28 protein-coding genes are annotated in these 26,131 nt (G+C 72.3%); 15 read left to right on the top strand and 13 right to left on the bottom strand.

Annotated elements, in window-relative coordinates:
• Window positions 1-18 precede the first annotated feature (18 nt).
• The 11 genes from ald (at window position 19) to der (ending at window position 11,470) form a co-directional block, all read left to right on the top strand.
• On the top strand, window positions 19-1,134 hold the full coding sequence (ald, locus tag PS467_RS10620) for an alanine dehydrogenase (protein ID WP_311039815.1): 1,116 nt from the start codon (window positions 19-21) through the stop codon (window positions 1,132-1,134).
• 590 nt (window positions 1,135-1,724) lie between these two features.
• Window positions 1,725-2,741: a ParA family protein gene (locus tag PS467_RS10615; RefSeq protein WP_020872375.1), complete on the top strand. Its 1,017-nt coding sequence runs from the start codon at window positions 1,725-1,727 to the stop codon at window positions 2,739-2,741.
• The gene (locus tag PS467_RS10610) at window positions 2,726-3,310 is read left to right on the top strand and encodes a hypothetical protein (protein WP_311035058.1); all 585 of its coding nucleotides are present in this window, start codon (window positions 2,726-2,728) and stop codon (window positions 3,308-3,310) included. The genes PS467_RS10615 and PS467_RS10610 overlap by 16 nt, the downstream gene beginning before the upstream one ends.
• 68 nt (window positions 3,311-3,378) lie before the next feature.
• The gene (locus PS467_RS10605) at window positions 3,379-4,995 is read left to right on the top strand and encodes a segregation and condensation protein A (RefSeq protein ID WP_432280565.1); all 1,617 of its coding nucleotides are present in this window, start codon (window positions 3,379-3,381) and stop codon (window positions 4,993-4,995) included.
• Window positions 4,992-5,672: an SMC-Scp complex subunit ScpB gene (scpB, locus tag PS467_RS10600; RefSeq protein WP_268971190.1), complete on the top strand. Its 681-nt coding sequence runs from the start codon at window positions 4,992-4,994 to the stop codon at window positions 5,670-5,672. The genes PS467_RS10605 and scpB overlap by 4 nt, the downstream gene beginning before the upstream one ends.
• Complete coding sequence (locus PS467_RS10595; protein ID WP_311035057.1) at window positions 5,672-6,751, top strand: pseudouridine synthase; 1,080 nt, start codon at window positions 5,672-5,674, stop codon at window positions 6,749-6,751. Before scpB ends, PS467_RS10595 begins: the two co-directional genes overlap by 1 nt.
• Window positions 6,752-6,984: 233 nt before the next feature.
• Window positions 6,985-7,347, top strand: a complete 363-nt coding sequence (gene aroH / locus PS467_RS10590) for a chorismate mutase (protein ID WP_311035056.1) — start codon at window positions 6,985-6,987, stop codon at window positions 7,345-7,347.
• Window positions 7,344-8,429: a prephenate dehydrogenase gene (locus PS467_RS10585; protein WP_311035055.1), complete on the top strand. Its 1,086-nt coding sequence runs from the start codon at window positions 7,344-7,346 to the stop codon at window positions 8,427-8,429. The genes aroH and PS467_RS10585 overlap by 4 nt, the downstream gene beginning before the upstream one ends.
• A 145-nt stretch (window positions 8,430-8,574) precedes the next feature.
• A complete protein-coding gene (gene cmk, locus PS467_RS10580; protein ID WP_311035054.1) occupies window positions 8,575-9,279 on the top strand; it encodes a (d)CMP kinase in 705 nt (234 codons plus the stop codon).
• Entirely contained in the window at window positions 9,276-9,950 is a 675-nt protein-coding gene (locus tag PS467_RS10575; protein ID WP_311035053.1) for a lysophospholipid acyltransferase family protein, read from the top strand. Before cmk ends, PS467_RS10575 begins: the two co-directional genes overlap by 4 nt.
• Before the next feature lie 56 nt (window positions 9,951-10,006).
• Window positions 10,007-11,470: a ribosome biogenesis GTPase Der gene (gene der, locus PS467_RS10570; protein ID WP_311035052.1), complete on the top strand. Its 1,464-nt coding sequence runs from the start codon at window positions 10,007-10,009 to the stop codon at window positions 11,468-11,470.
• Window positions 11,471-11,588: 118 nt separating this feature from the next.
• On the opposite strand, the gene PS467_RS10565 is transcribed toward der, so the two are convergent.
• Window positions 11,589-11,978 carry a hypothetical protein gene (locus PS467_RS10565; RefSeq protein ID WP_311035051.1) on the bottom strand — a complete coding sequence of 130 codons (390 nt, stop codon included), beginning with the start codon at window positions 11,976-11,978 and terminating at the stop codon, window positions 11,589-11,591.
• Between the two features lie 86 nt (window positions 11,979-12,064).
• The gene (locus PS467_RS10560; protein ID WP_311035050.1) at window positions 12,065-12,994 is read right to left on the bottom strand and encodes a DUF8842 C-terminal domain-containing protein; all 930 of its coding nucleotides are present in this window, start codon (window positions 12,992-12,994) and stop codon (window positions 12,065-12,067) included.
• Between the two features lie 267 nt (window positions 12,995-13,261).
• On the opposite strand from PS467_RS10560, the gene PS467_RS10555 reads away from it, so the two are divergent.
• Both PS467_RS10555 and PS467_RS10550 read left to right on the top strand, forming a co-directional pair.
• Window positions 13,262-14,500, top strand: coding sequence for a glycosyltransferase family 4 protein (locus PS467_RS10555; RefSeq protein WP_311035049.1), 1,239 nt, complete (start codon window positions 13,262-13,264; stop codon window positions 14,498-14,500).
• A 41-nt stretch (window positions 14,501-14,541) separates the two neighbouring features.
• A complete protein-coding gene (locus tag PS467_RS10550) occupies window positions 14,542-15,402 on the top strand; it encodes a hypothetical protein (protein ID WP_311039813.1) in 861 nt (286 codons plus the stop codon).
• A gap of 32 nt (window positions 15,403-15,434) precedes the next feature.
• Here PS467_RS10550 and ctaD read toward each other — a convergent pair whose 3' ends face one another.
• The 9 genes from ctaD to gvpO all read right to left on the bottom strand — a co-directional run bounded on the left by ctaD (window position 15,435) and on the right by gvpO (window position 20,698).
• On the bottom strand, window positions 15,435-17,144 hold the full coding sequence (gene ctaD / locus PS467_RS10545; RefSeq protein WP_311035048.1) for an aa3-type cytochrome oxidase subunit I: 1,710 nt from the start codon (window positions 17,142-17,144) through the stop codon (window positions 15,435-15,437).
• A 96-nt stretch (window positions 17,145-17,240) separates the two neighbouring features.
• Window positions 17,241-17,531 (bottom strand): gas vesicle protein K, encoded by a 291-nt coding sequence (locus tag PS467_RS10540; protein WP_311035047.1) that lies wholly within the window; start codon window positions 17,529-17,531, stop codon window positions 17,241-17,243.
• Window positions 17,528-17,731, bottom strand: coding sequence for a gas vesicle protein (locus tag PS467_RS10535; protein ID WP_311035046.1), 204 nt, complete (start codon window positions 17,729-17,731; stop codon window positions 17,528-17,530). The genes PS467_RS10540 and PS467_RS10535 overlap by 4 nt, the downstream gene beginning before the upstream one ends.
• Window positions 17,728-18,546 carry a GvpL/GvpF family gas vesicle protein gene (locus PS467_RS10530; protein ID WP_311035045.1) on the bottom strand — a complete coding sequence of 273 codons (819 nt, stop codon included), beginning with the start codon at window positions 18,544-18,546 and terminating at the stop codon, window positions 17,728-17,730. Before PS467_RS10530 ends, PS467_RS10535 begins: the two co-directional genes overlap by 4 nt.
• Complete coding sequence (locus PS467_RS10525; protein WP_311039812.1) at window positions 18,543-18,881, bottom strand: gas vesicle protein; 339 nt, start codon at window positions 18,879-18,881, stop codon at window positions 18,543-18,545. Before PS467_RS10525 ends, PS467_RS10530 begins: the two co-directional genes overlap by 4 nt.
• Window positions 18,882-18,961: 80 nt before the next feature.
• Entirely contained in the window at window positions 18,962-19,150 is a 189-nt protein-coding gene (locus PS467_RS10520) for a gas vesicle protein GvpG (protein ID WP_432280564.1), read from the bottom strand.
• A gap of 17 nt (window positions 19,151-19,167) precedes the next feature.
• Window positions 19,168-19,887 (bottom strand): GvpL/GvpF family gas vesicle protein, encoded by a 720-nt coding sequence (locus PS467_RS10515; protein WP_311035044.1) that lies wholly within the window; start codon window positions 19,885-19,887, stop codon window positions 19,168-19,170.
• The gene (locus tag PS467_RS10510) at window positions 19,884-20,333 is read right to left on the bottom strand and encodes a gas vesicle structural protein GvpA (RefSeq protein WP_311035043.1); all 450 of its coding nucleotides are present in this window, start codon (window positions 20,331-20,333) and stop codon (window positions 19,884-19,886) included. Before PS467_RS10510 ends, PS467_RS10515 begins: the two co-directional genes overlap by 4 nt.
• Before the next feature lie 62 nt (window positions 20,334-20,395).
• Window positions 20,396-20,698 carry a gas vesicle protein GvpO gene (gene gvpO, locus PS467_RS10505; RefSeq protein ID WP_268971174.1) on the bottom strand — a complete coding sequence of 101 codons (303 nt, stop codon included), beginning with the start codon at window positions 20,696-20,698 and terminating at the stop codon, window positions 20,396-20,398.
• Window positions 20,699-21,098: 400 nt separating this feature from the next.
• Here gvpO and PS467_RS10500 point away from each other — a divergent pair, with 400 nt between their 5' ends.
• A complete protein-coding gene (locus tag PS467_RS10500; protein WP_268971173.1) occupies window positions 21,099-21,314 on the top strand; it encodes an I78 family peptidase inhibitor in 216 nt (71 codons plus the stop codon).
• Between the two features lie 215 nt (window positions 21,315-21,529).
• Here PS467_RS10500 and PS467_RS10495 read toward each other — a convergent pair whose 3' ends face one another.
• Together PS467_RS10495 and PS467_RS10490 are read right to left on the bottom strand one after the other, a co-directional pair.
• Entirely contained in the window at window positions 21,530-22,561 is a 1,032-nt protein-coding gene (locus PS467_RS10495) for a phosphatase PAP2 family protein (protein WP_311035042.1), read from the bottom strand.
• Window positions 22,562-22,863: 302 nt separating this feature from the next.
• Window positions 22,864-24,051, bottom strand: coding sequence for a putative hexosyltransferase (locus tag PS467_RS10490; protein WP_432280563.1), 1,188 nt, complete (start codon window positions 24,049-24,051; stop codon window positions 22,864-22,866).
• Between the two features lie 352 nt (window positions 24,052-24,403).
• On the opposite strand from PS467_RS10490, the gene PS467_RS10485 reads away from it, so the two are divergent.
• Window positions 24,404-26,110 (top strand): MFS transporter, encoded by a 1,707-nt coding sequence (locus PS467_RS10485; protein ID WP_311035041.1) that lies wholly within the window; start codon window positions 24,404-24,406, stop codon window positions 26,108-26,110.
• Window positions 26,111-26,131 lie beyond the last annotated feature (21 nt).

Raw genomic sequence — 26,131 nt, 5'->3', positions numbered from 1 at the left:
CCAAGGACCGTGATCGACGTGAAGGTCGGTATTCCCCGCGAGGTCAAGAACAACGAGTTCCGTGTGGCCATCACCCCCGCTGGTGTGCACGAGCTGGTCCGAGGCGGCCATGAGGTCGTCGTGGAGCAGAGCGCGGGCCTCGGCTCCTCCATCACGGACGAGGAGTACATCGCCGCCGGCGCGCGCATCCTCGACACGGCCGACGAGGTCTGGGCCGCCGCCGACCTGCTGCTGAAGGTCAAGGAGCCCATCGCGGAGGAATACCACCGGCTGCGCAAGGACCAGACGCTCTTCACCTATCTGCACCTGGCCGCCTCCCGGGCCTGCACGGACGCGCTGCTGGAGTCCGGCACCACCGCCATCGCCTACGAGACCGTCGAGACCGCCGGCCGCGCGCTGCCGCTGCTCGCGCCGATGTCCGAGGTCGCGGGCCGGATCGCGCCGCAGGTCGGCGCGTACCACCTGATGCGGTCGGCCGGCGGCCGCGGTGTGCTGCCCGCCGGGGTGCCGGGGGTGGCCGCCGCGCGGGCCGTCGTCATCGGCGGTGGCGTCTCCGGGTGGAGCGCCGCCCAGATCGCCATCGGCATGGGCTTCCACGTCACGCTGCTCGACAAGGACATCAACAAGCTGCGCGAGGCCGACCGGATCTTCGGCAACCGGGTGCAGACCATCGCCTCCAACGCCTATGAGCTGGAGAAGGCCGTCCTCGACGCCGACCTGGTCATCGGCGCCGTGCTCATCCCGGGGGCCAAGGCGCCCAAGCTGGTCAGCAACGAGATGGTGTCCCGGATGAAGCCGGGAAGTGTCCTTGTCGACATCGCGATCGACCAGGGCGGCTGCTTCGAGGACTCCCACCCCACCACCCACGCCGAGCCGACCTTCACGGTCCACGACTCGGTCTTCTACTGCGTCGCCAACATGCCCGGCGCGGTTCCGAACACCTCCACCCACGCGCTCACCAACGCGACGCTTCCGTACATCGTGGAGCTGGCCAACCGCGGTTGGCGGGACGCGCTGCGCCGGGACGCCGCGCTGGCCAAGGGGCTCAACACCCATGAGGGGCAGGTCGTCTACGGCCCGGTCGCCGAGGCGCACGAGCTGCCCGCCGTCGAACTGAGCGCGCTGATCGGCTGACTCGTCGATCGGTGAGTCGCTGATCGGCCGAGGGGTGCCGGAGCGGGTGAATTCCGGTTGTCCGGGCCGGTGAACTCCGGTTGCCGGACGGTCAACCCGGACCGTCAACGACAAGCCAAGGATGGACATCCGGCCGGGTTCTGCCGTAGGGCGGGGCCCGGCCGCGGGCGTGTCCGCTGTGTCCCATATCGGGCGCGACTCATGGCTCGGCCAACTCGCCCTAAAGGCAACTATTCAGACGCTTTGTGGGGTGGTGAAATCTCCGCGGCACCGGTCACACGCCCTTGACATCGGGGTGTTCGATTGCCGACACATCATGCCGTGTCCGGTGGATTGTGTTGCTGCGGACCGCCGACACGCCATAGAGTCGCCAACCGTCGGCATGGTGTCACGCTGACCTATAGAGAAATTTCCTGGTCACCAAGGAGGTAGGACGACTTGTGAATGAGTCGACATTTTCTCCCGGGGGTGGTCAACCAGGATCGGCTGCGCGGGGCCAGGGTCCCTCGGGGCTCGAGGCTGTCGGCTCCGTCGCTGTCCGCACCTTCGCAACCCACCAGAGCATGACGACAGCCCACCAGAGCCACAGCATGGACGGCCATCACGTGAACGCCATGGCCGGCGACCAGGGGGGCACGGATCCCGCCCGCTTCGCCGACTACGACGACCTCCCCGACGGGCACTTCTACGACCCGGACGCGGAGTACGAACCGGACCCCGAATACGCGGCCACGCTCGCGCCCGACGCTGCCCGCCAGCGCCGCGAGCGCATCGGCCCGACCGGGCGCCCGCTGCCGTACTTCCCGATCCCGGGGCCGCTGACCGACCACGGTCCCGCGAAGATCATCGCGATGTGCAACCAGAAGGGCGGGGTCGGCAAGACCACCTCCACCATCAACCTGGGCGCCGCCCTGGCCGAGTACGGCCGCCGGGTCCTGCTCGTCGACTTCGACCCGCAGGGCGCCCTGTCGGTCGGCCTCGGGGTCAACCCGATGGAGCTCGACCTCACGGTCTACAACCTGCTCATGGAGCGGGGCATGTCGGCCGACGAGGTGCTGCTGAAGACGGCCGTGCCCAATATGGACCTGCTGCCCAGCAATATCGACTTGTCGGCCGCCGAGGTGCAGCTGGTGAGCGAGGTCGCCCGGGAGTCGACCCTCCAGCGCGCGCTCAAGCCGCTGATGGCCGACTACGACTACATCGTCATCGACTGTCAGCCCTCGCTCGGTCTGCTCACCGTCAACGCGCTCACCGCCGCGCACAAGGTGATCGTGCCGCTGGAGTGCGAGTTCTTCGCGCTGCGCGGTGTGGCGTTGCTCACGGAGACGATCGAGAAGGTCCAGGAGCGGCTCAACCCCGACCTGGAGCTGGACGGCATCCTCGCCACGATGTACGACTCGCGCACCGTGCACAGCCGCGAGGTCCTCGCCCGAGTGGTCGAGGCGTTCGACGATCACGTCTACCACACGGTCATCGGCCGTACGGTCCGCTTCCCCGAGACCACGGTCGCGGGTGAGCCGATCACCACGTACGCGTCCAACTCCGTCGGCGCCGCCGCCTATCGTCAGCTCGCCAGGGAGGTGCTCGCCCGGTGTCACGCCGAGTGAGTCTGCCGGGAGCCGACGAACTGTTCCGCACCACGGGAGGGATGGCGCTCCAGTCCTCCTCTCCCGCCTCCGGACGCCGCCAGACGAACGGCGAGGGCCCCCGGGTGCCCCCGCCCGCCGCGGGCCCCGAGGCGGGCACCGAGCCGGGCGAAGGGCAGGAGCAGCGCCCGGACGGTGAGCAGTCCGGCTCGGGCGAACACACCGGACGGGAGACGGCGGCCCCCCAGGACGCGGTCGGCGAGCGGCGCCCCGCGGCCGGGGACCGGCCCAAGGGCCGCCCGGCCCGGACCGGTTCGGCCGCGGCCGAGCAGAGCGCCCCGGCCCGTCGGCGCGCCCGTACGGCGAACCGGCGGCCCAGCGGGCGCGAGCGCCACGACGAGAAGATCACGGTCTATGTCTCCGCCGAGGAGCTGATGGACCTCGAGCACGCACGTCTGGTGCTCCGGGGCGAGCACGGGCTCGCCGTCGACCGCGGCCGGATCGTCCGCGAGGCGGTCGCGGTCGTCCTCGCCGACCTCGAGTCGCGGGGCGACGCGAGCATCCTGGTGCGCCGCCTCCGCGGCCGTTGACCGGGCCGGGCGATAGCCTGCCCGGTCGTACGGGCTGCCCCGCCCGGCCCTGAGCACCCTGGACCGCGATGCCGACGAACGACGCCCCCGCCCCGCCGCCCCGCCCCCCTCGCCGCACCCTCGGCCGAGGCCCCGGCGCCCGGCCGCACACCACGGGGCCGGACCGGTCCACCACCTCCGCGCAGCACCCCGCCGCGCCGCCCCCCGCGTCGGACGCCCCGTCCCCGCGGACGGACCCCGCCGAAGCGGCCCACGCCACTCAGGGCAGCGAGCCCGCCACACGTACGACGACGACGGCCGATCCGCACCCGGCGACGGCTGAGGCGGCCGCGCCGCCCCTGGCGGCCGACGGGCCGCAGGACGGCGCCCGTGCGGCGCACGAGGCCCCTTACGAGGCGGCCGCCGGGCCCGAGGCGTTCCCGGCGGTGACCGAGCCCGCCGCTCCGGCCACGGAAGCGGAGACCCGAGCCGGACGGAGGACCCACGCTCAGCCGCGCACCACGCGCCCGGAACGGATCGTCGCCCCGGGGGAGCGGGCCGTGCCGGGCGGCACGCCCGCCGGGCGCGGTGCGACGGCCGGGGGCCATGGTGAGGGCGCTGCGGCGGGCGAGCCAGAGCCGGTGCACGCACGGGCCGACGTCGATATGACGCCCTCGGCGGGCGGGCACGGCGGGGAGGCGACCGGGGCCGGGACCGACGGGGCCGAAGGGAGCGAGGGGGCCGACGGGGCCGAAGGGCGCGCGGGAAGCCAGGAGAGCCAGGGAGGCGACCAGGACGACGTCAACGGTGACGACGACGGCAATCGGTTCACCGTGCGGCTGGACAACTTCGAAGGTCCCTTCGACCTCCTCCTTCAGCTGATCTCCAAGCACAAGCTCGACGTCACCGAGGTCGCCCTCTCCAAGGTCACCGACGAGTTCATGGCCCATATCCGCGCCATGGGACCGGACTGGGACCTCGACCAGACCACCGAGTTCCTCGTCGTCGCCGCGACCCTGCTGGACCTCAAGGCGGCCCGGCTGCTGCCCGCCGCCGAGGTCGAGGACGAAGCGGACCTCGCCCTGCTCGAGGCGCGCGACCTGCTCTTCGCCCGGCTGCTCCAGTACCGCGCGTACAAGCGGATCGCGGACATCTTCAGCGACCGGCTGGCCGCCGAGGCCACCCGCCACCCCCGTACCGTCGGCCTGGAGCCGCACCACGCCGAGCTGCTCCCCGACGTCGTCATCAGCATCGGCCCCGAGGGCTTCGCCAAGCTGGCCGTCAAGGCGATGCAGCCCAAACCCAAGCCACAGGTCTACGTCGACCACATCCACACCCCGCTGGTCAGCGTCCGGGAGCAGGCGGAGGTGGTGGTCGCACGGCTGCGGGAGCTGGGGGAGGCGACCTTCGGCACGCTCGCCGAGGACGCTCCCGACGTCCTTACGGTCGTCGCGCGTTTCCTGGCGCTCCTGGAGCTCTACCGGGAGCGCGCGGTCCTGCTCGACCAGCCGGAGGCGCTCGGGTCGCTCATGGTCCGCTGGACGGGCGAGGAGGGGCGGCAGCCGCTGGTGACCGACGAGTTCGACCAGGAGGCCCAGGCCCGGGGCAAGGCCCGGCCCCGGGAAGCCGGGCCCGGTAAGGAGACGGCCACGCCCGGTAAGGAGGCGGCCACGCCCCCGAACGAGAAGGAGGAGGTACCGAGTTGAGTGAGCAGCGGACACCCGCCGGGCTCTCCGGGGTCGCCGAGCTGGACCTCAAGCCCGCCCTGGAGGCCGTCCTCATGGTCGTCGACGAGCCCGCCACCGAGGAGCACCTCGCCAAGGTGCTGGAGCGGCCGCGCCGCGCCGTCGCGGACGCGCTGCGCGAGCTGGCCGACGAGTACGCGACACAGGGCCGCGGTTTCGAGCTGCGGCTGGTCGCGGGCGGCTGGCGCTACTACACGCGCCCGGCCTACGCCGCCGCCGTCGAGGGGTTCGTCCTGGACGGTCAGCAGGCCCGGCTCACCCAGGCCGCTTTGGAAACCCTCGCCGTGGTCGCGTACCGTCAGCCGGTCAGCCGTTCCCGTGTCTCGGCCGTCCGCGGCGTCAACTGCGACGGCGTGATGCGGACCCTCCTCCAGCGGGGTCTGGTCGAGGAGGCGGGCACGGAACCCGAAACAGGTGCGATCCTGTACAGGACGACGAACTACTTCCTGGAGCGGATGGGCCTGCGGGGCCTGGAGGAGCTTCCGGAGCTCGCGCCGTTCCTCCCCGAGGCGGACGCGGTCGAGGGCGAGTCCCAGGAGGGCGTGCCGTCGTTCGATCCGGATGCCATCGACGGCGACGAAGCGCACGACGATGTAGAACACCGAGCCGGCAGCGGCCACTCTCAGACGGAAACGTGATGCGAAGCAGCGGCAGGAACAGCAGGGGCAGCGGTAGCGGCGGCAAGAACTACCGGGGCGCGGGGAACCGGCGCGACGAGAAGCAGCAGCGCGCCGGCCGCCCCCGCCCCGAGGAGCGCCGCTACGACGTGGGCGGCGGCCCGAGCGCGGGCCCCAAGGCGGGTCCCAAGGGTGGACCGAAGGGCGGCCCGAAGGCGGGTCCCAAGGGCGGCCCCAAGGGCGGTCCCAAGGCAGGCGGCGGCCGTGGCCGGACGTCGGCCCCGGCCCGTCCGCGCGAGTACGACGCGCAGATCGAGGAGCGCAACCGCGCCCGCCACGACAAGCCGCGGATCACACTGCCCAAGACCTTCGGCGAGCCGGAGGGCGAGCGGCTCCAGAAGGTCCTCGCCCGCGCCGGTATGGGTTCGCGCCGTGCCTGTGAGGACCTGATCGACCAGGCTCGGGTCGAGGTCAACGGCAAGATCGTGACCGAGCAGGGGCTGCGCGTCGATCCCGAGAAGGACGAGATCAAGGTCGACGGGCTGACCGTGGCCACCCAGTCGTACCTCTTCTTCGCGCTGAACAAGCCCGCCGGTGTCGTCTCCACCATGGAGGACCCCGACGGCCGCCAGTGCCTGGGCGACTACGTGACCAACCGCGAGACCCGGCTCTTCCACGTCGGCCGGCTCGACACCGAGACCGAGGGCATCATCCTGCTCACCAACCACGGTGAGCTGGCCCACCGCCTCACCCACCCCCGCTACGGCGTGAGGAAGACCTACCTCGCCGCGATCCAGGGCCCGCTCCCGCGCGACCTCGGCAAGCGGCTCAAGAACGGCATCCAGCTGGAGGACGGCTACGCCCGCGCCGACCACTTCCGGGTGGTGCAGAACACCGGTAAGAACTACCTGGTCGAGGTGAGCCTGCACGAGGGCCGCAAGCACATCGTGCGGCGGATGCTCGCCGAGGCCGGCTTCCCGGTCGACAAGCTGGTGCGGACGGCCTTCGGACCGATCGCGCTCGGCGACCAGAAGTCCGGCTGGCTGCGGCGGCTGACCAACACCGAGGTCGGCATGCTGATGCGCGAGGTCGACCTCTGAGGTCCCCGAGCCGCTGACGGTCCAAGAGCCGCTGACGACCCCCGAGTCGCTGATCGGCCCGGCCGCCGGCGGCTCGTTCGGTCTCGTCGCGTCGCGTCTCGCCGGTCTCGTCGCGTCTCGCCCAGCGGTCGCCCCGGGAGTCTGTCCGACCCGCTCGTTAGGCTGATCGTGAGCGCGGCCCGCGACGCGGCCGCGCCCGACGCAGACGGGCACAGCGCGACAGGGAGCGAGACGTGGCGGTACGAGCGGTCCGCGGGGCCGTCCAGCTGGAGCGGGACGAGCCGGAGCACATGCACGAGCGGGTCTCAAAGCTGCTGACCACCATCCTGGAGCGCAACGACCTCGACCCCGACGACCTGATCAGCGTGTGGTTCACCGCCACCCCCGATCTGCACAGCGACTTCCCCGCGGTCGCCGCCCGCAAGCTCGGCATCACCGACGTACCGCTGATCTGCGCCCAGGAGCTGGACATCGAGGGGGCCATGCCCCGGGTCGTCCGCATCCTGGCGCATGTCGAGACGCCCCTGCCCAAGTCCGACGTCGCCCATGTCTACCTCGGCGCCGCCGCCTCCCTCCGCAAGGACATCGCCCAATGAGAACCGCCCTCGTCATCGGCACCGGCCTGATCGGCACCTCCGCCGCGCTGGCCCTGGCCGGCCGCGGGGTCCAGGTGCACCTCGCCGACCACGACGCGGACCAGGCCCGCACCGCGGAGGCGCTCGGCGCCGGGACGCAAGGCGAGCCCGACGGGCCGGTGGACCTGGCGATCGTGGCCGTGCCGCCGGCCCACGTGGCCCCCACGGTGGCCGACGCGCTGCGCCGCGGCCTGGCCCGCGGCGTCCTGGACGTCGCGAGCGTCAAGGGCGGCCCGCGCCGTGAGCTGGAGGCCCTCGGCTGCGATCTGACCCGCTACATCGGCACGCATCCGATGGCGGGCCGGGAGCGCTCCGGGCCGCTGGCCGCCACCGCCGACCTCTTCGAGGGACGGCCCTGGGTGCTCACACCCACCGGCGGCACCGACATCGAGGTGCTCAACCTGGCGCTGGAGCTCGTCGCGCTGTGCCGGGCCGTGCCCGTGGTGATGGAGGACGAGGCCCACGACCGGGCGGTGGCGCTCGTCTCGCACACCCCGCACCTGCTGTCCAGCATGGTGGCCGCGCGGCTGAGGGACGCCGATGAGACGGCCGTGCGGCTGTGCGGGCAGGGCATCCGCGACGTGACCCGGATCGCGGCCTCCGACCCCGCCATGTGGATCGACATCCTCTCCGCCAACCCCGGCCCGGTCGCCGATGTGCTCGCCGCCGTCGCCGCCGACCTCGACGAGACGGTGCGGGCGCTGCGCGCGCTCCAGTCCGCCGACGAGGCCAAGCGCGGCCACGGCGCGGCCGGTATCGAGGACGTGCTGCGCCGGGGCAACGCCGGGCGCGAGCGGGTGCCGGGCAAGCACGGCGCCGCCTCGGCCGCCTATGAGACCGTGACGGTGCTCATCGGCGACCAGCCGGGCGAGCTGGCCCGGATCTTCGCCGACGCGGGCCGGGCGGGCGTCAACATCGAGGACGTCCGGATCGAGCACACCACCGGACAGCAGGCCGGTCTGATCCAGCTGATGGTCGAGCCCTCGGCGGCCCCGGCGCTCACCAAGGCGCTGCGGGAGCGGGGCTGGTCCATCCGGCAGTAGCGGTGCGGGACGGCCGCCGCAGGCCCCGGCTCCGGGGGCCGTCCCCCAGCGGTGCGAAGCCGCCCGGACGAAGCCAGTAACCTTGTCCGAGGCTCACCTGCCCCCGTTCAACTCAGCCCCGTGCACATGAAAGGTGTCTGTCACCGTGGAAACCGCCGCCCGGACCGCCCCGGCAGCAGTGATTGTCGCGATCGACGGCCCCGCAGGCACGGGCAAGTCCAGTACCTCGAAGGCCGTCGCCGCCAAGCTGGGCCTGGGCTACCTGGACACCGGCGCCCAGTACCGGGCGATCACCTGGTGGATGGTGACCAACGGCATCGACGTCGAGGACGCCGCCGCCGTGGCCGACGCCGCCGCCAAGCCCACCATCGTCTCCGGCACCGACCCGGCCGCCCCGACGATCACCGTCGACGGCACCGACGTCTCCGGGCCGATCCGCACCCAGGAGGTCACCTCGCGGGTCAGCGCGGTCAGCGCGGTGCCCGAGGTGCGGGCCGTGATCACCGAGCTGCAGCGGACCATCGCCGCCGAGGCGCCGCGCGGCATCGTGGTCGAGGGCCGGGACATCGGCACCACGGTCCTCCCGGACGCCGACCTCAAGATCTTCCTGACCGCCTCCCCGGAGGTCCGGGCGGCCCGCCGCAACGGCGAGCTGAAGGGCAAGGAGGCCAGCGACCTGGCCGCCACCCAGGCCGCGCTGGCCAAGCGGGACGCCCTGGACTCCGGCCGTAAGACATCACCGCTCGCCAAGGCGGACGACGCGGTCGAGGTGGACACCTCCGACCTCACCCTCGACCAGGTCGTCGAGTGCGTCGTCACCCTCGTCGAGGAGAAGCGGACCGCGGCGTGAGCGCCACCGACGCGGCACTTCCCAGCGCGGCCGGGGCCGCCGCGGCCCGGCGGATCGGCATCGGCCTGATGTACGGGCTGTGGCGGCCCCGGGTGCTGGGCGCCTGGCGCGTCCCGTCCGCCGGGCCCGTCATCCTCGCGGGGAACCACTCCCACAACGTCGACGGTCCGATGGTGATCGGCACCTCGCCGCGGCCGGTGCACTTCCTGGTCAAGAAGGAGGCGTTCACCGGCCCGCTGGACCCGTTCCTGCGCGGTATCGGGCAGCTGAAGGTGGACCGCACCAGCGCCGACCGCACCGCGATCGGCCAGGCCCTGGGGGTGCTGGAGCGCGGCGGGGTGCTGGGCATCTTCCCGGAGGGCACCCGGGGCGACGGCGACTTCGCCTCACTGCGCTCGGGGCTCGCGTACTTCGCCGTGCGCTCCGGTGCGCCGATCGTGCCGGTGGCGGTGCTCGGCACCGCCGAGCCGCGCGGCGACGGGCGGACCAGGGCGCTGCCCCGGCTGCGCGGCAGGATCGACGTGGTGTTCGGCGACCCCTTCGAGGCGGGGGACGGAAGCGGCAGGCGCACCCGGGCGGCCCTGGACCAGGCCACCGAGCGCATCCGGAAGCGGCTGGGCGCGCATCTGGACGCCGCCCGGCGGCTGACCGGGCGCCCAGACCAGACATGAGACCCGCGAGCCCATAGCGGCGGCCCGCGGCACTGAGGGACGACGAGGAAATCTTCATGAACGACCAGATCCACAGCGGCGGCGACGAGCACGGGGAGCTTGGCGACGCCGAGTACGCGGAGTTCATGGAGCTCGCCGCGCAAGAGGGCTTCGACCTGACGGAGGTCGAGGGCGACCTCGCCGCGGCCGGGCACGGCCCGCTGCCGGTGCTGGCCGTCGTCGGCCGCCCCAATGTCGGCAAGTCCACCCTGGTGAACCGCATCCTCGGCCGCCGTGAGGCGGTCGTGGAGGACCGCCCCGGGGTCACCCGCGACCGGGTCACCTACGAGGCCGAGTGGTCCGGCCGCCGCTTCAAGGTGGTCGACACCGGCGGCTGGGAGCAGGACGTGCTCGGCATCGACGCGTCCGTGGCGGCCCAGGCCGAGTTCGCCATCGAGGCCGCCGACGCGGTGGTGTTCGTCGTGGACGCGACGGTCGGCGCCACCGACACCGACGAGGCCGTGGTCAAGCTGCTGCGCCGGGCCGGGAAGCCCGTGGTGCTGTGCGCCAACAAGGTCGACGGGCCCAGCGGTGAGGCGGACGCCGCGATGCTGTGGTCGCTCGGCCTCGGCGAGCCGTACCCGGTCTCCGCGCTGCACGGCCGCGGTACCGGCGACATGCTCGACGCGGTGCTGGAGGCGCTGCCCGAGGCCCCGGCCCAGACCTTCGGGGCGACGGTCGGCGGACCGCGCCGGGTCGCCCTGATCGGCCGCCCGAACGTCGGCAAGTCCTCGCTGCTCAACAAGGTCGCGGGCGAGGAGCGGGTGGTCGTCAACGAGATGGCGGGCACCACCCGCGACCCGGTCGACGAGATGATCGAACTCGGCGGCATCACCTGGAAGTTCGTCGACACCGCCGGTATCCGCCGCCGGGTCCACCTCCAGGAGGGCGCGGACTACTACGCCTCGCTGCGCACCGCGGCCGCCGTGGAGAAGGCGGAGGTCGCGATCGTGCTGATCGACGCCAGCGAGTCCATCAGCGTCCAGGACCAGCGGATCATCTCGATGGCCGTCGAGGCCGGGCGCGCGCTCGTCATCGCGTACAACAAGTGGGACACCCTCGACGAGGAGCGCCACTACTACCTCGAGCGCGAGATCGAGACCGAGCTGGGGCAGATCCAGTGGGCGCCGCGGGTGAACGTCTCGGCGCGCACCGGCCGCCACATGGAGAAGCTGGTCCCGGCGATCGAGACGGCGCTGGCGGGCTGGGAGACCCGGATTCCGACCGGGCGGCTCAACTCCTTCCTCGGTGAGATCGTCGCCTCCCATCCGCATCCGATCCGCGGCGGCAAGCAGCCGCGGATTCTGTTCGGGACGCAGGCCGGGACCCGGCCGCCGCGGTTCGTGCTGTTCGCCTCGGGCTTCCTGGAGGCCGGCTACCGCCGCTTCATCGAGCGGCGGCTGCGCGAGGAGTTCGGCTTCGAGGGGACGCCCCTGCAGATCTCGGTGCGGGTGCGCGAGAAGCGCGGCCGCAAGAAGTAGCGGCCGCGCGCCGGTCAGCCCGTCCCGGCTCCCGGCCGGGCCCGCGCCTTCCGCCCGTGCGGCGGGCGGGCGCGGGGGCCGGTGGGTGTGCCCGGGGCCGGTGGGTGTGCCCCCGGGGTCAGTAGGTGTGCCCCTGCTCCTCGCCGCGGCCGGGCGGCAGGGCGGGGACGTAGCCGCGGTAGTAGAGCTCGTCGGTGTGCCACGCCGCGCTGTGGCTGTCCGGGCGGCCGTGGCCGCCGGTGAGGCCCCGGGGCCGGCCGATGGCGGCGAACGCCACGAACTCCATGTTCTCCTCGTCCGAACGGTCGCCGGGCAGCGCCCGGAACAGCCTGCGGTACTCCGCGTACAACGCGTCGTAGATCGGCGTGGCGGAGTGGCGCCAGGGGTCGGGCGCTGCCTCCAGCGCGGGGCGCATGGCCGGAATGCAGCCGTATGAGGGGGAGCGGTAGGAGAGGTCGTATGCGTGCACGTATGTGCCAACGACCCGGCCGCCCGTCGGATGCGGCATCGGTGGCGAATGGGCTGCCCACCAAGGGTCGGTGAGGTCCGGGGGGAGCTGCGGGGGGAGCTCCGGGACGGCGGCGGCCATGGCGGTCATGTGCCCGCGAGCGGCATCGACGCGCCGACCAGCGCACCGCGCGCCGCGGCCCGGTCCAGCGCCGCGCGCAGCTGGTCCTCGCGCGGCTGGGTGCCGATCGTGCCCGCCGCCGCGCCGTAGATCAGCACCTTCCGGGAGCGGCCGACGGCGCTCCGCCAGCCGTCGCTGAGCGGCATCGGGCTGTGCGCCTGCCACCAGGCCACCGGGCCGCCGCCGTTCGGCCCCGGCATCAGCACCGCGTGCAGCCGCCCCATGGCCAGCAGCACCGACCAGCCGGGGTTGGGCGCGGGCGGCCGGCCCAGATCGACCACCGGGGCGAAGCCCTGTTCGATGAGGAGCTGGAGGAAGTCGTCGGCGTGCCCGGCCGAACCGGGGCGGACGATCGGCGCGGTCGGCTCCACCACCAGCGCCGGGCACGCCTCCTGGCCGACCAGCACCACCCCGCTGGTCACCCCGAGCACCGCCTGCTGGGCCACCGGCGCGTGCGGCGCCTCGGCGGTCAGCAGCGCGGAGGTGTGCGAGGCGGGGGCGAGTGGCGCGGCCGGGGCGGGGATGTACGGCGCGGAAGCGTGCGGTACGGAGGCGTGCGGTACGGAAACGGATGGCGCGGGCGGTGCGGGCGGGGCCTCGGCGGTCAGCGGCGCGGCGTCCTCACCCGTGATGGACCGCACCGCGCCGCGCAACTGCTCTTCGGAGACCGGGACGACCTGGGAGGGCACGCAGGTGGCGTGGGCGAAGGCCAGCACGGCCGTCTCCTGGCCCACGAAGAGCACGGTGCTGGTCCGCTCCTGCTCGGTGTTGCCGGGCGTGCGGCAGGACGTGCAGTCGTAAGCGCCCGGGGCGTTGTCCCCGGCGAGCAGCCGGTCGGCTTCTTCGTCGCCGATCTCGGCGCGTACGTCATCGCTGACGTCGAGCATGCGCGGCACGGGTGGCTCCTCGGTCTCGGTGTGAGCCGGGCGGTTCCCGGCTCATACGTAGACAACGGGCCATGCGGGGCGGGGGTCACGCGCCCTGGGCCGCGCCGGGGCCTGATGGCCCGTCGGGCCGGATGGTTCCCTCAAGTCGCTACCGATTTCACATCTGTTGGGACACAAGAAGGTGATGACGCCCAACCCTGTCCCACTTTTCGCCGTCTAACACCGTGGTAGGCGGACGAGACCCGTCCGCGGGGAAGCAGTGGGATACGGGGCCGGATGCACATCTCTTTCCTGATTCATAACGCGTACGGGATCGGCGGGACGATCCGGACCACGTACAACCTCGCCCGCACCCTGGGGGAACAGCACGATGTGGAGATCGTGTCGGTATTCCGCCACCGCGACCAGCCGCTCTTCGATCCCGGTCCGCATGTGCGGCTCAGCCACTTAGTGGACATCCGGAAGAACAGCCCGTCCTACGACGGCGACGACCCGGACCACAGCCGCCCGGCCCGGGTCTTCCCGGCGGCGGAGGGCCGCTACAAGCAGTACAGCGCCCTCACCGACCGCCGTATCGCGGACCATCTGCGCCGGCTGGACGCCGATATCGTTGTCGGAACCCGTCCCGGGCTCAACGTCCACATCGCCCGCGAGGCCCGCCGCGGTCCGGTACGGGTCGGCCAGGAACATCTGACGCTCAGCACCCACTCCAAGGGGCTGAAGCGGGCCCTGCGCGCGGTCTACCCCCGGCTGGACGCGGTGACCACCGTGACCGAGGCCGACGCGCAGACCTACCGCGACCAGATGCGGCTGCCCGGCGTACGGATCGAGGCGGTGCCGAACAGCGTGCCCGAGCCCGGTCTGGCGCCCGCGGACGGCACCGGCAAATGGGTGGTCGCGGCCGGCCGGCTGGCCCCGGTCAAACGCTACGACCTGCTGATACAGGCGTTCGCCAAGGTCAGCGCGGCCCGCCCGGACTGGCGGCTGCGGATCTACGGCGGCGGCGCCCAGTACGCCAAGCTGCGCGCCCTGATCGACCAGCTCGGCCTCTACAACCACGTCTTCCTGATGGGTCCGGCCAATCCGCTCGACCCCGAGTGGGCCAAGGGCTCCATCGCCGCCGTCACCTCCAGCCTGGAGTCGTTCGGCATGACCATCGTGGAGGCGATGCGCTGCGGCCTTCCCGTGGTGGCCACCGACTGCCCGCACGGACCCGCGGAGATCATCGACAACGGCGTGGACGGCCGGCTCGTGCCCACCGGCGACAGCGACGCCATCGCCGCCGCCCTCCTCGACCTCATCAACAACGACGAGCTGCGCCAGCAGATGGGACAGGCGGCGCTGAAGGACTCGGCCCGCTTCGACCCCTCCCGGGTGGCCGGGCGCTACGAGACGCTGTTCTCCGGTCTGATCGCCCGCAGCGGACTGCGGGAGTCCTGGCACCGCACCCGCGGCTCCCTGCTCAGCGGCGCGTTCACCACCAAGGACTCCCTGCGGAAGGTGCGTGTCGCATGAGTGCAACAGCGGAGGCAGCCCAGCACCTGAAGGAGGACGGGATGAGTGAGGCCGACGGGACCGCCCCGGCTCGCGCCGACTGCGTGGCGGACTCGGCCGGCGGGCTCACCTTCCACATCGCCGACGGAGCCCGTCCCGCCCCCGGCGGCCACGACGACTGGAGCGGTGCGCTGGTGCTGCTCCGCCGGGGCGCGGCGGACGCCCCCGACGGGGAGGTGCGGCTGCCGCTGGGCCCCACCGCGGACGGCCGGCTACAGGCCGCCCTGCCCAGCACCGTCGCCCTGCCCGAGGGCCGCTGGGACGTCCATGTGGCGTACGGGGACGCGGAGCCGCGGCGGCTCGCCCCGGGCCTGAACGATCTGCGCTCGCTCGTCGACCGCCGGCCGGGGCCGAGCACCTCCCCGCTGTCCGTCCGCATCCCGTACGCCACCAAGCACGGCAATCTGTCGCTGCGCAGCTGGCGGCGGGCGCCCCACGCCGAGGCCGGGGAGATCCGCCTGGGGGACGACACGATGACCGTCCGGGGGCGGCTGCACCGCGTCGCCTACCCCTCCGACTGGCTGGCCGAGGCGGTCGTCGAGGCCCGTCGCCGCGGGGGCACCGCCCCGGTGCGGACGGCGCCGCTGGAGGTGGACGGCCCGGACTTCTCCTTCACGCTCTCCTACCCCGAGCTGGCGCGGAGCTGGGACGGCGGTGCGGACGTGTGGGACCTGTGGCTGCGCCCGGCGGACGGGAGCATGGCCCCGGCGCGGCTCGCCCGCATCCTGGACGACATCGCGGACAAGAAGGAGATCTTCACCTATCCGCCGCGGACGGTCACGGGCCCGCACGGGGAGGTACAGGCCCGGCCGTACTACACCCGCGGCAACGACCTGGCGGTGCGGATCGAGGCGTCGGTCTGATCCTGACGGGGGCTTCGGCGGGGGCTCGAGGCTCAGGGACCGCCTGGCTCGGGCCCTGGGCCGATCGCCCCCCGCGGCGTCAGCTGCTGGTCCTTCTCCTGCTCCGGGCCGGCCACCTCCGGATGGTGCAGATCGAAGGCGGGCGACTCGGAGCGGACCCTCGGCAGGGTGGTGAAGTTGTGCCGGGGCGGGGGACAGGAGGTCGCCCACTCCAGGGAGCGGCCGAACCCCCAGGGGTCGTCCGTCTCGGTCTTCTTCCCGTACTTGGCCGTCTTCCAGACGTTGTAGAGGAACGGCAGGGTCGACATGCCCAGCAGGAAGGAGCCGATGGTGGAGACGGTGTTGAGCGCGGTGAAGCCGTCCGCCGCCAGATAGTCGGCGTAGCGGCGCGGCATCCCCTCCACCCCCAGCCAGTGGTGCACCAGGAAGGTGGTGTGGAAGCCGACGAACAGCGTCCAGAAGTGGATCCGGGCCAGCCGCTCCTCCAGCAGCTTCCCGGTGAACTTCGGCCACCAGAAGTAGAACCCCGCGAACATCGCGAAGACGACGGTGCCGAAGACCACGTAGTGGAAGTGGCCCACGACGAAGTAGGTGTCGGTGACATGGAAGTCCATCGGCGGTGAGGCCAGGATGACGCCGGTGATCCCCCCGAAGAGGAAGCTCACCAGGAACCCGACCGCCCACAGCATCGGCGCCTCCAGGGACACCGAGCCGCCCAGCATGGTGCCGATCCAGTTGAAGAACTTCACCCCGGTCGGCACCGCGATCAGAAAGGACATCAGGGAGAAGAAGGGCAGCAGAACCGACCCCGTGGCGAACATGTGGTGGGCCCAGACCACCATCGACAGTCCGGTGATGGCCATGGTCGCGCCGATCAGCGTCACATAGCCGAAGACCGGTTTACGGGAGAAGACCGGGATGATCTCGGTGATGATGCCGAAGAACGGCAGCGCGATGATGTAGACCTCGGGATGGCCGAAGAACCAGAAGAGGTGCTGCCACAGCAGCGGTCCGCCGTACCGGGCGTCGAAGACCACCGCCCCGAACCGCCGGTCCGCCTCCAGCGCCAGCAGCGCCGCCGCCAGCACCGGGAACGCCATCAGGATCATGATCGAGGTGAAGAGGGTGTTCCAGGTGAAGATCGGCATCCGGAACATCGTCATCCCCGGCGCCCGCATCGCCATGATGGTGGTCAGGAAGTTCACCGCGCCCAGGATCGTCCCGAAGCCGGACAGCGCCAGCCCCATGATCCACATATCGGCGCCGATACCGGGGGAGCGGATCGCGCTGTTGAGCGGGGCGTAGGCGGTCCAGCCGAAGTCCGCGGCGCCCCCCGGCACCAGCAGACTGGCCACCACGATCAGCCCGCCGAACAGATACAGCCAGTACGACAGCATGTTGAGGCGGGGGAAGGCCACATCCGGCGCGCCGATCTGGAGCGGCATGATCTCGTTGGCGAACCCCGCGAAGGCCGGGGTGGCGAACAGCAGCAGCATGATCGTGCCGTGCAGGGTGAACGCCTGGTTGAACTCCTCCTGGGAGAGGATCTGGAGCCCCGGGCGGGCCAGCTCCGCGCGCATCACCAGCGCCAGGACGCCTCCGACCAGGAAGAAGCCGAAGGACGAGATCAGATACAGATGCCCGATCTTCTTGTGGTCGGTGGTGGTGAGCCAGTCCACGAGCACACTGCCCTGCCGTGACACCCGGACCGGACCGACGGCCCGCGCGGTGTCTGTCGCCATCGAGGCTCCTTACGTGTCCTGGGCGGGTCTCGGTCCTGGACGGGTACCGTCGTGATCGCCCGCTGGCTGCGGCGAACCGTGGGGCTGCCCTGAGCGTCACTCCCCCGGGGACAGCAGCGGACCGAGCGGCCCAAGGTCCAGATTGAGCTCCGAGGGCGCGATGCCGTAGCGCTCGCAGAGGGTGCCCATCCGGTCCTCCAGCAGCATCAGCGTCAGCCCGATCCGCTCCTCCTGGTCCTCCGTCAGGTCGCCCTGGTCCACCCGGCGCAGCGCCTGCCGCTCCATGAGCTGGCGCAGCAGCTCGACGACGGTCAGCACCAGCTTCATCAGGTCACGCTCGACGGTGTCCTGGTCCAGCTCCAGCTTGTGGCTCACGGTTCCGCTCATGGTTCCTCCCAGGGCGACGGCACATTGGCGTTCACCGAGCTGATGAGCGCGCGCAGATCGATACGGACCAGATCGACGTCGGCGATCCGCAGGGTCAGATCACCGGTGATCACTACTCCGCCCGCGAGCAGCCGGTCCAACACATCCACCAGGGCGATCCGCTGATGGGCCAGGGGGCGGCCGGACGGGGCCGTCGTCATCCGCCGGCCCCCGCGCCCTCGGCCTCGTCAGGGGCGGTGAAGGAGTACGGCGCCCACGGGCCGGTCAGCTCCACCCGCAGCCCGGCCGCCCGCCCGGCCAGCTCACCGACCCGCTGGGCGAAACCGGCGCTGTCCTCGCGCCGTACCAGATACGCGGCGTTCAGCACATTGCGGTCGGACACCCCCGACAGCTTCGGGTCCTGCGGCGGATGCAGCCGGTGCCGCTCGGCCAGCCCGGCGAGGGTGTCGTGCACCAGCCGCGCACCCTCCTCCGTATGGCCCCAGCGCTGCTCGGCGGCGCGCCGCTGTGCCTTGCGGCGGCGCAGGTAGTCACGGCCGGACAGGGCGGTCGCAGCGTTCGGTTCCCCGGCGGGCGGCTCCTCGGGCGGGGGCGCCTCGGCATAGGCCTTGACGCCCCATTCGACCCGGCCCTCCAGCCGGTCCAGCGCCGAGGCGAACCGCTCCCGCCCGTCGGCGAGCATCCGCCGCAGCCCCTCCTCACCACGGCAGACGGTGGCCAGCCGGACCGGTATGACGCAGGACTCGGCGCCCGCGGTGTCGACCACCCGCTGATGGGCGCGCGCCACCCGCTCCAGCCACGCCATGTCCTCCAGCCGCTCCCGCAGCGGGCCCTCGTCGAAGTGCTCGGCGGGCACGGTGCCCGCCAGGACGGCGAGGCCCAGATGGCGTACGGCGCGCACCGGTTCGCCCGCCACTCCGGGCACCCCCTCCAGGGCGGCGAGCACGTCCGCGGCGGCGTCCGGCGTACCGGTGTCGCGTACCACCGCGTAGGCGTACCGCAGTCCTTCGGTCATGCGGTCTTCTCCTCGTTCTCCCCGCTGGGCACCTCGGTCCGGTCGGTCCGGGCGGCCTGGTCGGTCACTTCGGTCCGGTCGGTCCGGTCGGTCCGGGCGGTCACTTCGGTCCGGTCGGTCCGGGCGCGGGAGGAGAGCGACGGATCGTGCTCCCACCAGTCGATGCCCATCTCCTTCGCCTTGTCGACCGAGGCCACGATCAGCCGCAGCTTGATCGTGAGAAGTTCGATGTCGAGCAGATTGATGCGGATATCGCCCGCGATCACCACGCCCTTGTCGAGCACCCGCTCCAGGATGTCGGCGAGGTTGGCCCCGCCCTCGCCCCGGTTGGCCACCCCGTACGATCCCGAGGAGCCGAACGACGAGGCCGGAGAGCCATACGCGCCGGCCGTCGGGGCCACACCGCCCCGGGTGGTCACAGAGTCCCGTTCGCCCACTGGCGCGCCTCCTCCAACCGGTCGAGCAGCGCGTCCTCCTGCCGCTCGAACTCCTTCTCGTCGATCTCGCCCAGGTCGAGCCGGTTCTCCAGATCGGCCAGGGCGCGCTGGATGTTGGCCGGGTCGTAGTACTCCCGCTCCGCGGCGGCCACGACCTGCCTCAGCACCCAGCCGATCATCAGCATCAGGACTCGACGAAGCTGTACGGCGGCAGCGGGCCGTTGAGCCGCAGCTTCAGCCAGGGATGGGCCTTCTCCAGATCTGCGGCCGCCGCCAGCAGCGGATCAGCGGCGTCCTTGTCCAGCAGCAGGGACAGGCTCAGGAACCAGCCGCCGCTCTCCGGTCCGGGGCGCACGTCCTCGGCCGTCGGGGCCAGCGCCTCCTCCACCAGCTTGGCGTCCCGCACCTCGTGCGCCCGTACCGCCTCGGCCACCCGTTCGCCGAAGCGCACCCGCTCCTCGTAGGTGCCGCCGCCCGCCGCGCGGTTGGCCTCCGCCATCACCCGCAGGTCCGGCTCCTCGGCGAGCACCTGGTGCAGCACCGCGTCCTCGTCGTGCACGGCCTTGACGTTGTACTCCACCCGGCCGGACAGCCGGCTGAGCTGGTCCTGGTAGCGGTCGGCGTGCTCGGCCAGCACGCTGCGGACGTCCTCGTCGCTGGAGGACACGCTGCCGAAGCGCATCGGCAGCACCGGATGGGAGCCGCTCACCTCGGCCAGCACGTGCTGATGGGCCAGCAGATCGCGCCGCCGGGGCTTGAGCTCCGCCGGGCAGTCGCTGACGATCGCGGCCAGCTCGCCCTCGTTCAGCGCCCGGACCGGCAGCGGGGGGTCACCGATGCCGGTCAGCCGATCGTCCAGATCCGCGACCTCACCGCGCGCGATGCCGTAGACATACGTGCTCATGCGGACTCCTCGGACTTCTTCGGCGCCGCCTTACGGGCCGGACGCCGGCGGCGCGGCTCCTCGTCGTCCTCCTCCGCCGGCCGGATCGCCTCGGCCACGGACTGGGCGGCCTTGGAGACGGTCTCGCCCGCGCCGGAGAGGGCGCCCTTGGTCTTGGAACGCGCACCGCCCTCGGTGATGCCCTCCACGACCTCGGGCAGTCCGGGGGACTTGTTCGGCCCCGACTCCAGGTCGAGCCGGTTGCACGCCTCGGCGAACCGCAGATACGTGTCGACGCTGGCCACCACGACCCGGACGTCGATCTTGAGTATCTCGATGCCGACGAGGGAGACGCGGATGAACGCGTCGATCACCAGCCCCCGGTCGAGGATGAGTTCCAGGACGTCGTACAGGCCGCTGGAGCCGCCACCGCTTCTGGTTTGCTGTGCCGGGACAACAGTGGTCATGTCGGATGTGCTCCTCTCGGGTTTCGGGTCTCGGGTTTCGTGGGCGTCCGGGGCTCCCGCCGTCAGGCGCGGTCGCTCCGTCCGCGCTCATAGCGGCGGAGGCGGCGGTATCCGGTGAGGATGCCGTCCGGGTCGAGGCTCACCTCGTACAGCGCCATCAGGCTCATCGTCTCCGGCACCCGGGCCAGCTCCACCACCTCGGCCTCCAGCACCCACCCCTCGTCGGTCCGCTCCAGGCGGGGCACGGACTCGGGGGCCAGGCCCGTCAGCTCGACGAGCTGTTCACGGGCGGCACGCAGGAGTGCCAGCGGGGTCAGGTCGCCGGCCGCCGTCTTCTCGGGGGTCTCATCGGATGTGTCAGTCATGTGGTCTCCGGTGGCGGCGGGTACCGCGTCCGGCTGGGCGTAAACCTTGGGGTTCGGCTCCGGCCTTCGGGTTCGGCTTCGGCGATGTGTGGCGGAAGTGTGTGTTCCGGAGGGTCCGGACATCGCTTTTCCGGCAGCTGTGCGAATTGTTCGAAAGATCTCGCCAAGGCCCGCCGTCCATACCGGAGCCGGTGGTTTGGCGCGGGATATCGACGGAAACTCGCCGTCATCTTCGAGACGTCAACACAAGCCCCGGAAGAGTGACGAAGTCGCCGACAAACCCGGGCGTGTTTTCTGTGACACAAGTGTGACGAATGGCGGACGCGAGGCACATGAGGCGGTGCCAGTCCATGGGCACTCCGGGTTTGCCACTCGTATGGAGCCACCTACGGTGGCTGTCATGGGACCTGTACCGAACCTTCCGGCCGAACCCGACGACGATCTCGACAGCTATGTGGGTCTCGATGCCCGTACCGCCGAGGAGAGGGCGCGCGCCCGCGGCTGGACCACCGTACGGTCGCTTCCGCCGGGCGCGATCATCACGATGGAGTACGTGCGCGGGCGGATCGACTTCGAGGTGGACGACGGCACCGTGAAGCGCTGCTGGCGCGGCTGACCGGCCCGGTCCGGCCCGGCTGTCCGAGGCGCGCCCGCCGCCCTGCGCGGACGCGCCACCTGTCCGGACACGTCACCTGTCCGGACACGTCACGTGCCCCGGACGCACCACGGCCCCGGACGCTCTCGGCGGAGCGTCCGGGGCCGTGGTGTGGCGGATCGACCGGCCGGCGCGGGGAAGGGTGTGCGTACCGCCCCGCGGCCCGGTGCGGCGGCTCAGCCCCCCGCGGGCGTCCGGCCGCGGCCGGCGGGCGGGCCGAAGGGCGCCGTGGTGCGCGGCACCCGGTCGGCGTGCGGCGGCCGGCGGCTGCCGACCGGGGTGACCGGGGTGCGCTCGGAGCGTACCGTGTGCTGGCGGACCGGGTGGTGCGGCCGTCCGTCGGGGCCGCGGCCGGCCGCCGCGGCCGGCCGGATCACCGCCACGGTCTCCCGGGCGGGCAGCTCGTCGTCGCGGGCGGCGCGCGGGGTGGCCAGCGGGGTCCCGGCGACCGGCGGCCCGGTGGGCACCGGCGCGGCCGCCCGGCGCTCGCGCACCCGGCGCCACACGGTCAGCAGCAGCACCTCGGCACGGGCCATGGCCGGCTCCAGCCACGGCAGCGCCAGCAGCACCAGCACCCCGGCCGCCCAGCCCAGCACCACATCGCTCAGCCAGTGGGTGCCGAGGTAGACGGTGGTCATGCCGACGCCGAAGGCGAAGCCCGCGGCGATCAGCGAGGCGACTCTGCGGGCCAGGGGGGTGGTCGCCAGATAGGCGAGCACGCCCCAGGTGACCACGGCGTTCGCGGTGTGACCGGAAGGAAATATATCGCCGGTCCGCCACATCTCATTGGACCCGACGGTGGTCGCGTAGTGCGGACCGAGCCGGCCGAAGCCGAGCTTCACCGCGCCCACGGTGGCGTTCAGCAGCAGCAGGGAGGTGCCCAGCACCAGCAGCGGCCGCAGGGTGCGCTGCCGGTGGCAGCACCACCCCAGCCAGGCGGCGACGGCCACCGCGGTCGGGCCGCGCTGGCCCATGACGACGAAATAGTCCAGGAAGGTGTGGAATTCCGGCCACTGCTTGTAGGGCCGGAAGAGCATCACCTGCCAGTCGAGCTCCACCAGCCATGAGGTGGTGAGCACCCCGATCACGGTCGCCGCGTAGACCGCAATGGTGGTCCCGAGCAGCCAGAAGCGCGTTCGGGTCATGCGTGGTCGCATGAGATCGGGCCGTCGCTCCTCGGTCGCCGGGAGCCTGTCTTCGGTACGCACCTAATCGACGTTACATTGCGTGACAGGCGGGTTCGGTCGATCAGGTCGCTTTGTGATGACGATGTGATGTGGAGTGCGTCTCGCCCACGGCTTTTGGCCGTGCCCTTTCCCAGGAATGCGCGAGCTCCCGGACTTTTGTGACCCGCCCTTGCAATGGGCGTGTCCCAGGGCCTTTATGGAATTCTTACAGGGGGTGTTTATCGCGTATTAGCCGAGGCGTTCCTCGTTGTTTCCCCGGGCGTCGCCGGGCGGCCGGACGCGGCTCTCCGCGGGCGCTCGGCGATCCGGCCGGGACGGTCGGATCACGGCGGCCCGGAGCCGTGCAGCCAGAAGGCCCCGTACAGCGCGGAGACGAGCCCGGCCGAGCCCAGCACCAGCGCGGCGCGCCCCGGCCGCAGCCGGGCCAGGGCGACCGCGGCCGGCAGCAGCAGGGGGAAGGCCGGGAGCAGCAGCCGGGGCTTGGAGCCGAAGTACCCCTTCGCGGTCAGCGCCAGGACGAGCACCGCCCCGCCGTAGGCCAGCAGCGGCAGCGGCTGGCGCTGCCGCACACAGCGGGCGTAGAGCCAGATCAGCGCCCCGACGCCGAGCAGCAGGCCGAGCCCGTCCACGAAGGGCGGGCCGGTCAGCAGCCCGCCGATGAAGCGTGCGAAGGCCAGGCCGCCGTCGAAGCCGTTTCCCCAGCCGTTCTGGACGTCGAAGTAGCCGGTGACGCTTCCGGTCCGGAAGGCCACCCAGGTCACATAGCCGAGCCAGCCCAGCGGCGCGAGCACGACGCCCGCGAGCAGGCCCCGATCCATTCCTCCCGCCCGCCGCCACCGTCCGCCGGGCAGCAGCTCCACCGCGGCCGCCACCCAGACCGCCGCGACCACCGCCGCCCCCACCGGCCGGGTGAGCCCCGCCAGCGCCGCGAGCAGCCCCGCCCACAGCCACCGCCGGGTCAGCGCCGCGTACACCCCCCAGGCGGCCAGTGCCGTGAAGAGCGACTCCGAGTACGCCATCGACTGCACGATCCCGACCGGCAGCACGCCCCACAGCGCGGCCAGCGTGAGGCCCACCCGCCGGCCGTGGAGCAGATCGCCGATCGCGAAGATCCCCCAGGCGGCGAGCAGGGACGTGACCCAGCTCACCAGCAGGCCGGCGTCGGCCGCGGTCAGCGGGGCTATGGCTGAAATCACTCGCTCCAGCGCGGGGAGCAGGGGGAAGAACGCGAGGTCGGAGTGGACCGCCCCGTCGGGGAGCCGGAGCGCGTAGCCGTACCCCTCCTCGGCGATGCGGGTGTACCACAGCGCGTCCCAGCGGGCCGCGAGCAGCTGGTGCGGACTCTTGTCCGCGAAGGCGCCCCAGACCGCGAGAACCACCAGCCCGAGCAGGCGCGTCCCCGCATACGCGAGCAACGCCGAAGCGGCCTGGCGCGGCGTGGGGCCGGTGGTGCGGCCCGGTCTGCCGCCGTCGCCGGGTGGCGCGCAGTCGGTCGGGGCGAGATCAGTCACGGCGACGATTATCAAGGATGGTCCGCGCTGTTCGCGGGGGCTGTGGACGACCGCCCGCGGGGGCTGTGGACAACGGCGGACGAACGGAAAACAGCCACCGTGAGGACACGGGAGGGACGGCGGGGAACGGCAGAGCGACGGGGGACAAAAGGGGAAGTGCGGAACGTACGCCTCCGTAAGCCATCCGGGCGATGGGCCCAACATGACCTGCGGCACACGGTCCGCGCGGGGACTCGCGTACCCTGACGTCTCACTCGCGCCTTCGCCACCGGGTCACCCGGACGTCCCCACCGACGTGACGTTCCGCCCCAGCGCGGCGGACCGCGAGCGCAAGACCCAGGGAGGTGCGTACATGTCCGGGACGACCACGGCCGGCAATCGGCGGACGGCGGGCGTTCCCCGGCAATGGCGCGGCACCGAGGCGAACGGCGGGGCGAACCGCTGGATCGTGCTCCTCGTGCTCTGCGTCAGCCTGCTGCTCGTCGCCGTGGACGCGACCGTGCTCCATGTCGCGGTCCCGGCCGTGACCGAGGATCTGCGCCCCGGCGCGATCGAACTGCTGTGGATCGTGGACGTCTATCCACTGGTCTGCGCTTCGCTGCTGATCCTCTTCGGCACCCTCGGCGACCGGGTCGGCAGACGACGCGTCCTGCTGCTCGGCTACGGGCTCTTCGGCGCCGCCTCCGCGCTGGCCGCCTTCGCCCCCAGCCCCCAGATCCTCATCGTGGCCCGCGCGCTGCTGGGCGTCGGCGGCGCGATGATCATGCCCGCGACGCTGTCGATCCTGCGCCAGGTCTTCCCGGACCGCCGGGAGCGGGCGCTGGCCATCGGCATATGGAGCGCGGTCGCCGCCGTCGGCGCGGCCGTCGGTCCGCTGCTCGGCGGCTTTCTGGTGGAGAACTTCTGGTGGGGCTCGGTCTTCCTGGTCAACCTGCCCCTGATGGTCGTGGCGCTGCCCGTCGGCCGCTGGCTGCTGCCGGAGTCCACCGGCGACCGGAACGGGCCCTGGGACGTGCTGGGCGCGGTCATGGCCGCGTGCGGGCTGTTCTGCGTCGTCTTCGGCGTCAAGCGGGTGGGCAGCGGCGCCGGGCTGCTGAACGTCGTGACCGCCGCCCCGACCCTGTTCGGGGTGGTGCTGCTGGTGCTCTTCATCCGCCGCCAGCGCCGCCGTACGCATCCGCTGGTCGATCTCAAGCTGTTCTCCCGGCCCGCCTTCTCGATCTCCGTCGGCTGTATCGTCCTCGCCCTGCTGGCGCTCGTCGGCCTGGAGCTCATAGCCGCCCAGTACCTCCAGCTCGTGCTCGGGCTCACCCCGCTCGAGACGGGTCTGCGGCTGCTGCCGCTCACCTTCGCCGCCATGGCCGCCGGGCTCGTCGGCTCGCGGATGCTCCAGTGGCTCGGCCCGCGGGTCATGGTCGCGGTCGGCTTCGCGCTCACCGCCCTCGCCGTTCTCTCGCTCACCGCCATGGGCCAGTCCGACCGGCCCGCCGTGCTCGTCGGCGGCTTCGTCGTCCTGGGCTTCGGCCTGGAGACCACGCTCTTCAGCGCCTACGAGTCCATGCTCAACGAGGCGTCGACCGGTTCGGCGGGCGGCGCCGCCGCCATCGGTGAGACCTCCTACCAGCTCGGTGCCGGTATCGGCATCGCCCTCCTCGGCAGCGTGATGAACGCCGCCTACAAGCCCGGAGTGTCCTCGGTGCCCGGCGTCCCCGCCTCGGCCGGCGCCGACGCGGGCCAGTCGCTGGGCGCGGCGTACAAGGTCTCCGACCGGCTCGGCGGCCACGCCGGGGAGGCCCTGCGCTCGGCCGCCCGCACCGCCTTCGTCCACGGTCTGCACGTCACGCTCGCGGTCAGTGCCGGTCTGCTGCTGCTCGGCGCGCTGGCCGCGCTGCGGCTGCCCAAGGTCATGGAGTGCGCCGGCGACGACGAGTCCGACCCGGGCGCCGCCCAGGGCCAGGACGGACAGGAGGCGGACGGACAGGAGGCGGACGGCCAGGGGACGGGCGATCCGGACGCCCCGGCCCGGTATGACCGCACCGCCGTCGCCGCCGAGTCCTGACCGGACCCCGACCGACCCCGA

The sequence above is a fragment of the Streptomyces luomodiensis genome (assembly GCF_031679605.1).
In the GTDB taxonomy this organism is placed as follows: domain Bacteria; phylum Actinomycetota; class Actinomycetes; order Streptomycetales; family Streptomycetaceae; genus Streptomyces; species Streptomyces luomodiensis.
The sequence above is the reverse complement of the archived record's forward strand: the minus strand, read 5'-3'. Positions and strand labels throughout refer to the sequence as shown.

Coding starts and splice junctions, on each gene's coding strand:
- PS467_RS10565 (WP_311035051.1), bottom strand. CDS start 11,978: ATGCCGCATCCGACGGGCGGCCGGGTCGTTGGCACATACGTGCACGCA.
- PS467_RS10585 (WP_311035055.1), top strand. CDS start 7,344: ATGAGAACCGCCCTCGTCATCGGCACCGGCCTGATCGGCACCTCCGCC.
- PS467_RS10530 (WP_311035045.1), bottom strand. CDS start 18,546: ATGACCGAAGGACTGCGGTACGCCTACGCGGTGGTACGCGACACCGGT.
- PS467_RS10550 (WP_311039813.1), top strand. CDS start 14,542: ATGAGTGAGGCCGACGGGACCGCCCCGGCTCGCGCCGACTGCGTGGCG.
- PS467_RS10535 (WP_311035046.1), bottom strand. CDS start 17,731: ATGACGACGGCCCCGTCCGGCCGCCCCCTGGCCCATCAGCGGATCGCC.
- der (WP_311035052.1), top strand. CDS start 10,007: ATGAACGACCAGATCCACAGCGGCGGCGACGAGCACGGGGAGCTTGGC.
- PS467_RS10595 (WP_311035057.1), top strand. CDS start 5,672: ATGCGAAGCAGCGGCAGGAACAGCAGGGGCAGCGGTAGCGGCGGCAAG.
- gvpO (WP_268971174.1), bottom strand. CDS start 20,698: ATGACTGACACATCCGATGAGACCCCCGAGAAGACGGCGGCCGGCGAC.
- PS467_RS10485 (WP_311035041.1), top strand. CDS start 24,404: ATGTCCGGGACGACCACGGCCGGCAATCGGCGGACGGCGGGCGTTCCC.
- PS467_RS10540 (WP_311035047.1), bottom strand. CDS start 17,531: ATGAGCGGAACCGTGAGCCACAAGCTGGAGCTGGACCAGGACACCGTC.
- PS467_RS10615 (WP_020872375.1), top strand. CDS start 1,725: ATGGACGGCCATCACGTGAACGCCATGGCCGGCGACCAGGGGGGCACG.
- PS467_RS10510 (WP_311035043.1), bottom strand. CDS start 20,333: ATGACCACTGTTGTCCCGGCACAGCAAACCAGAAGCGGTGGCGGCTCC.
- PS467_RS10500 (WP_268971173.1), top strand. CDS start 21,099: ATGGGACCTGTACCGAACCTTCCGGCCGAACCCGACGACGATCTCGAC.
- ctaD (WP_311035048.1), bottom strand. CDS start 17,144: ATGGCGACAGACACCGCGCGGGCCGTCGGTCCGGTCCGGGTGTCACGG.
- PS467_RS10605 (WP_432280565.1), top strand. CDS start 3,379: ATGCCGACGAACGACGCCCCCGCCCCGCCGCCCCGCCCCCCTCGCCGC.
- PS467_RS10515 (WP_311035044.1), bottom strand. CDS start 19,887: ATGAGCACGTATGTCTACGGCATCGCGCGCGGTGAGGTCGCGGATCTG.
- PS467_RS10555 (WP_311035049.1), top strand. CDS start 13,262: ATGCACATCTCTTTCCTGATTCATAACGCGTACGGGATCGGCGGGACG.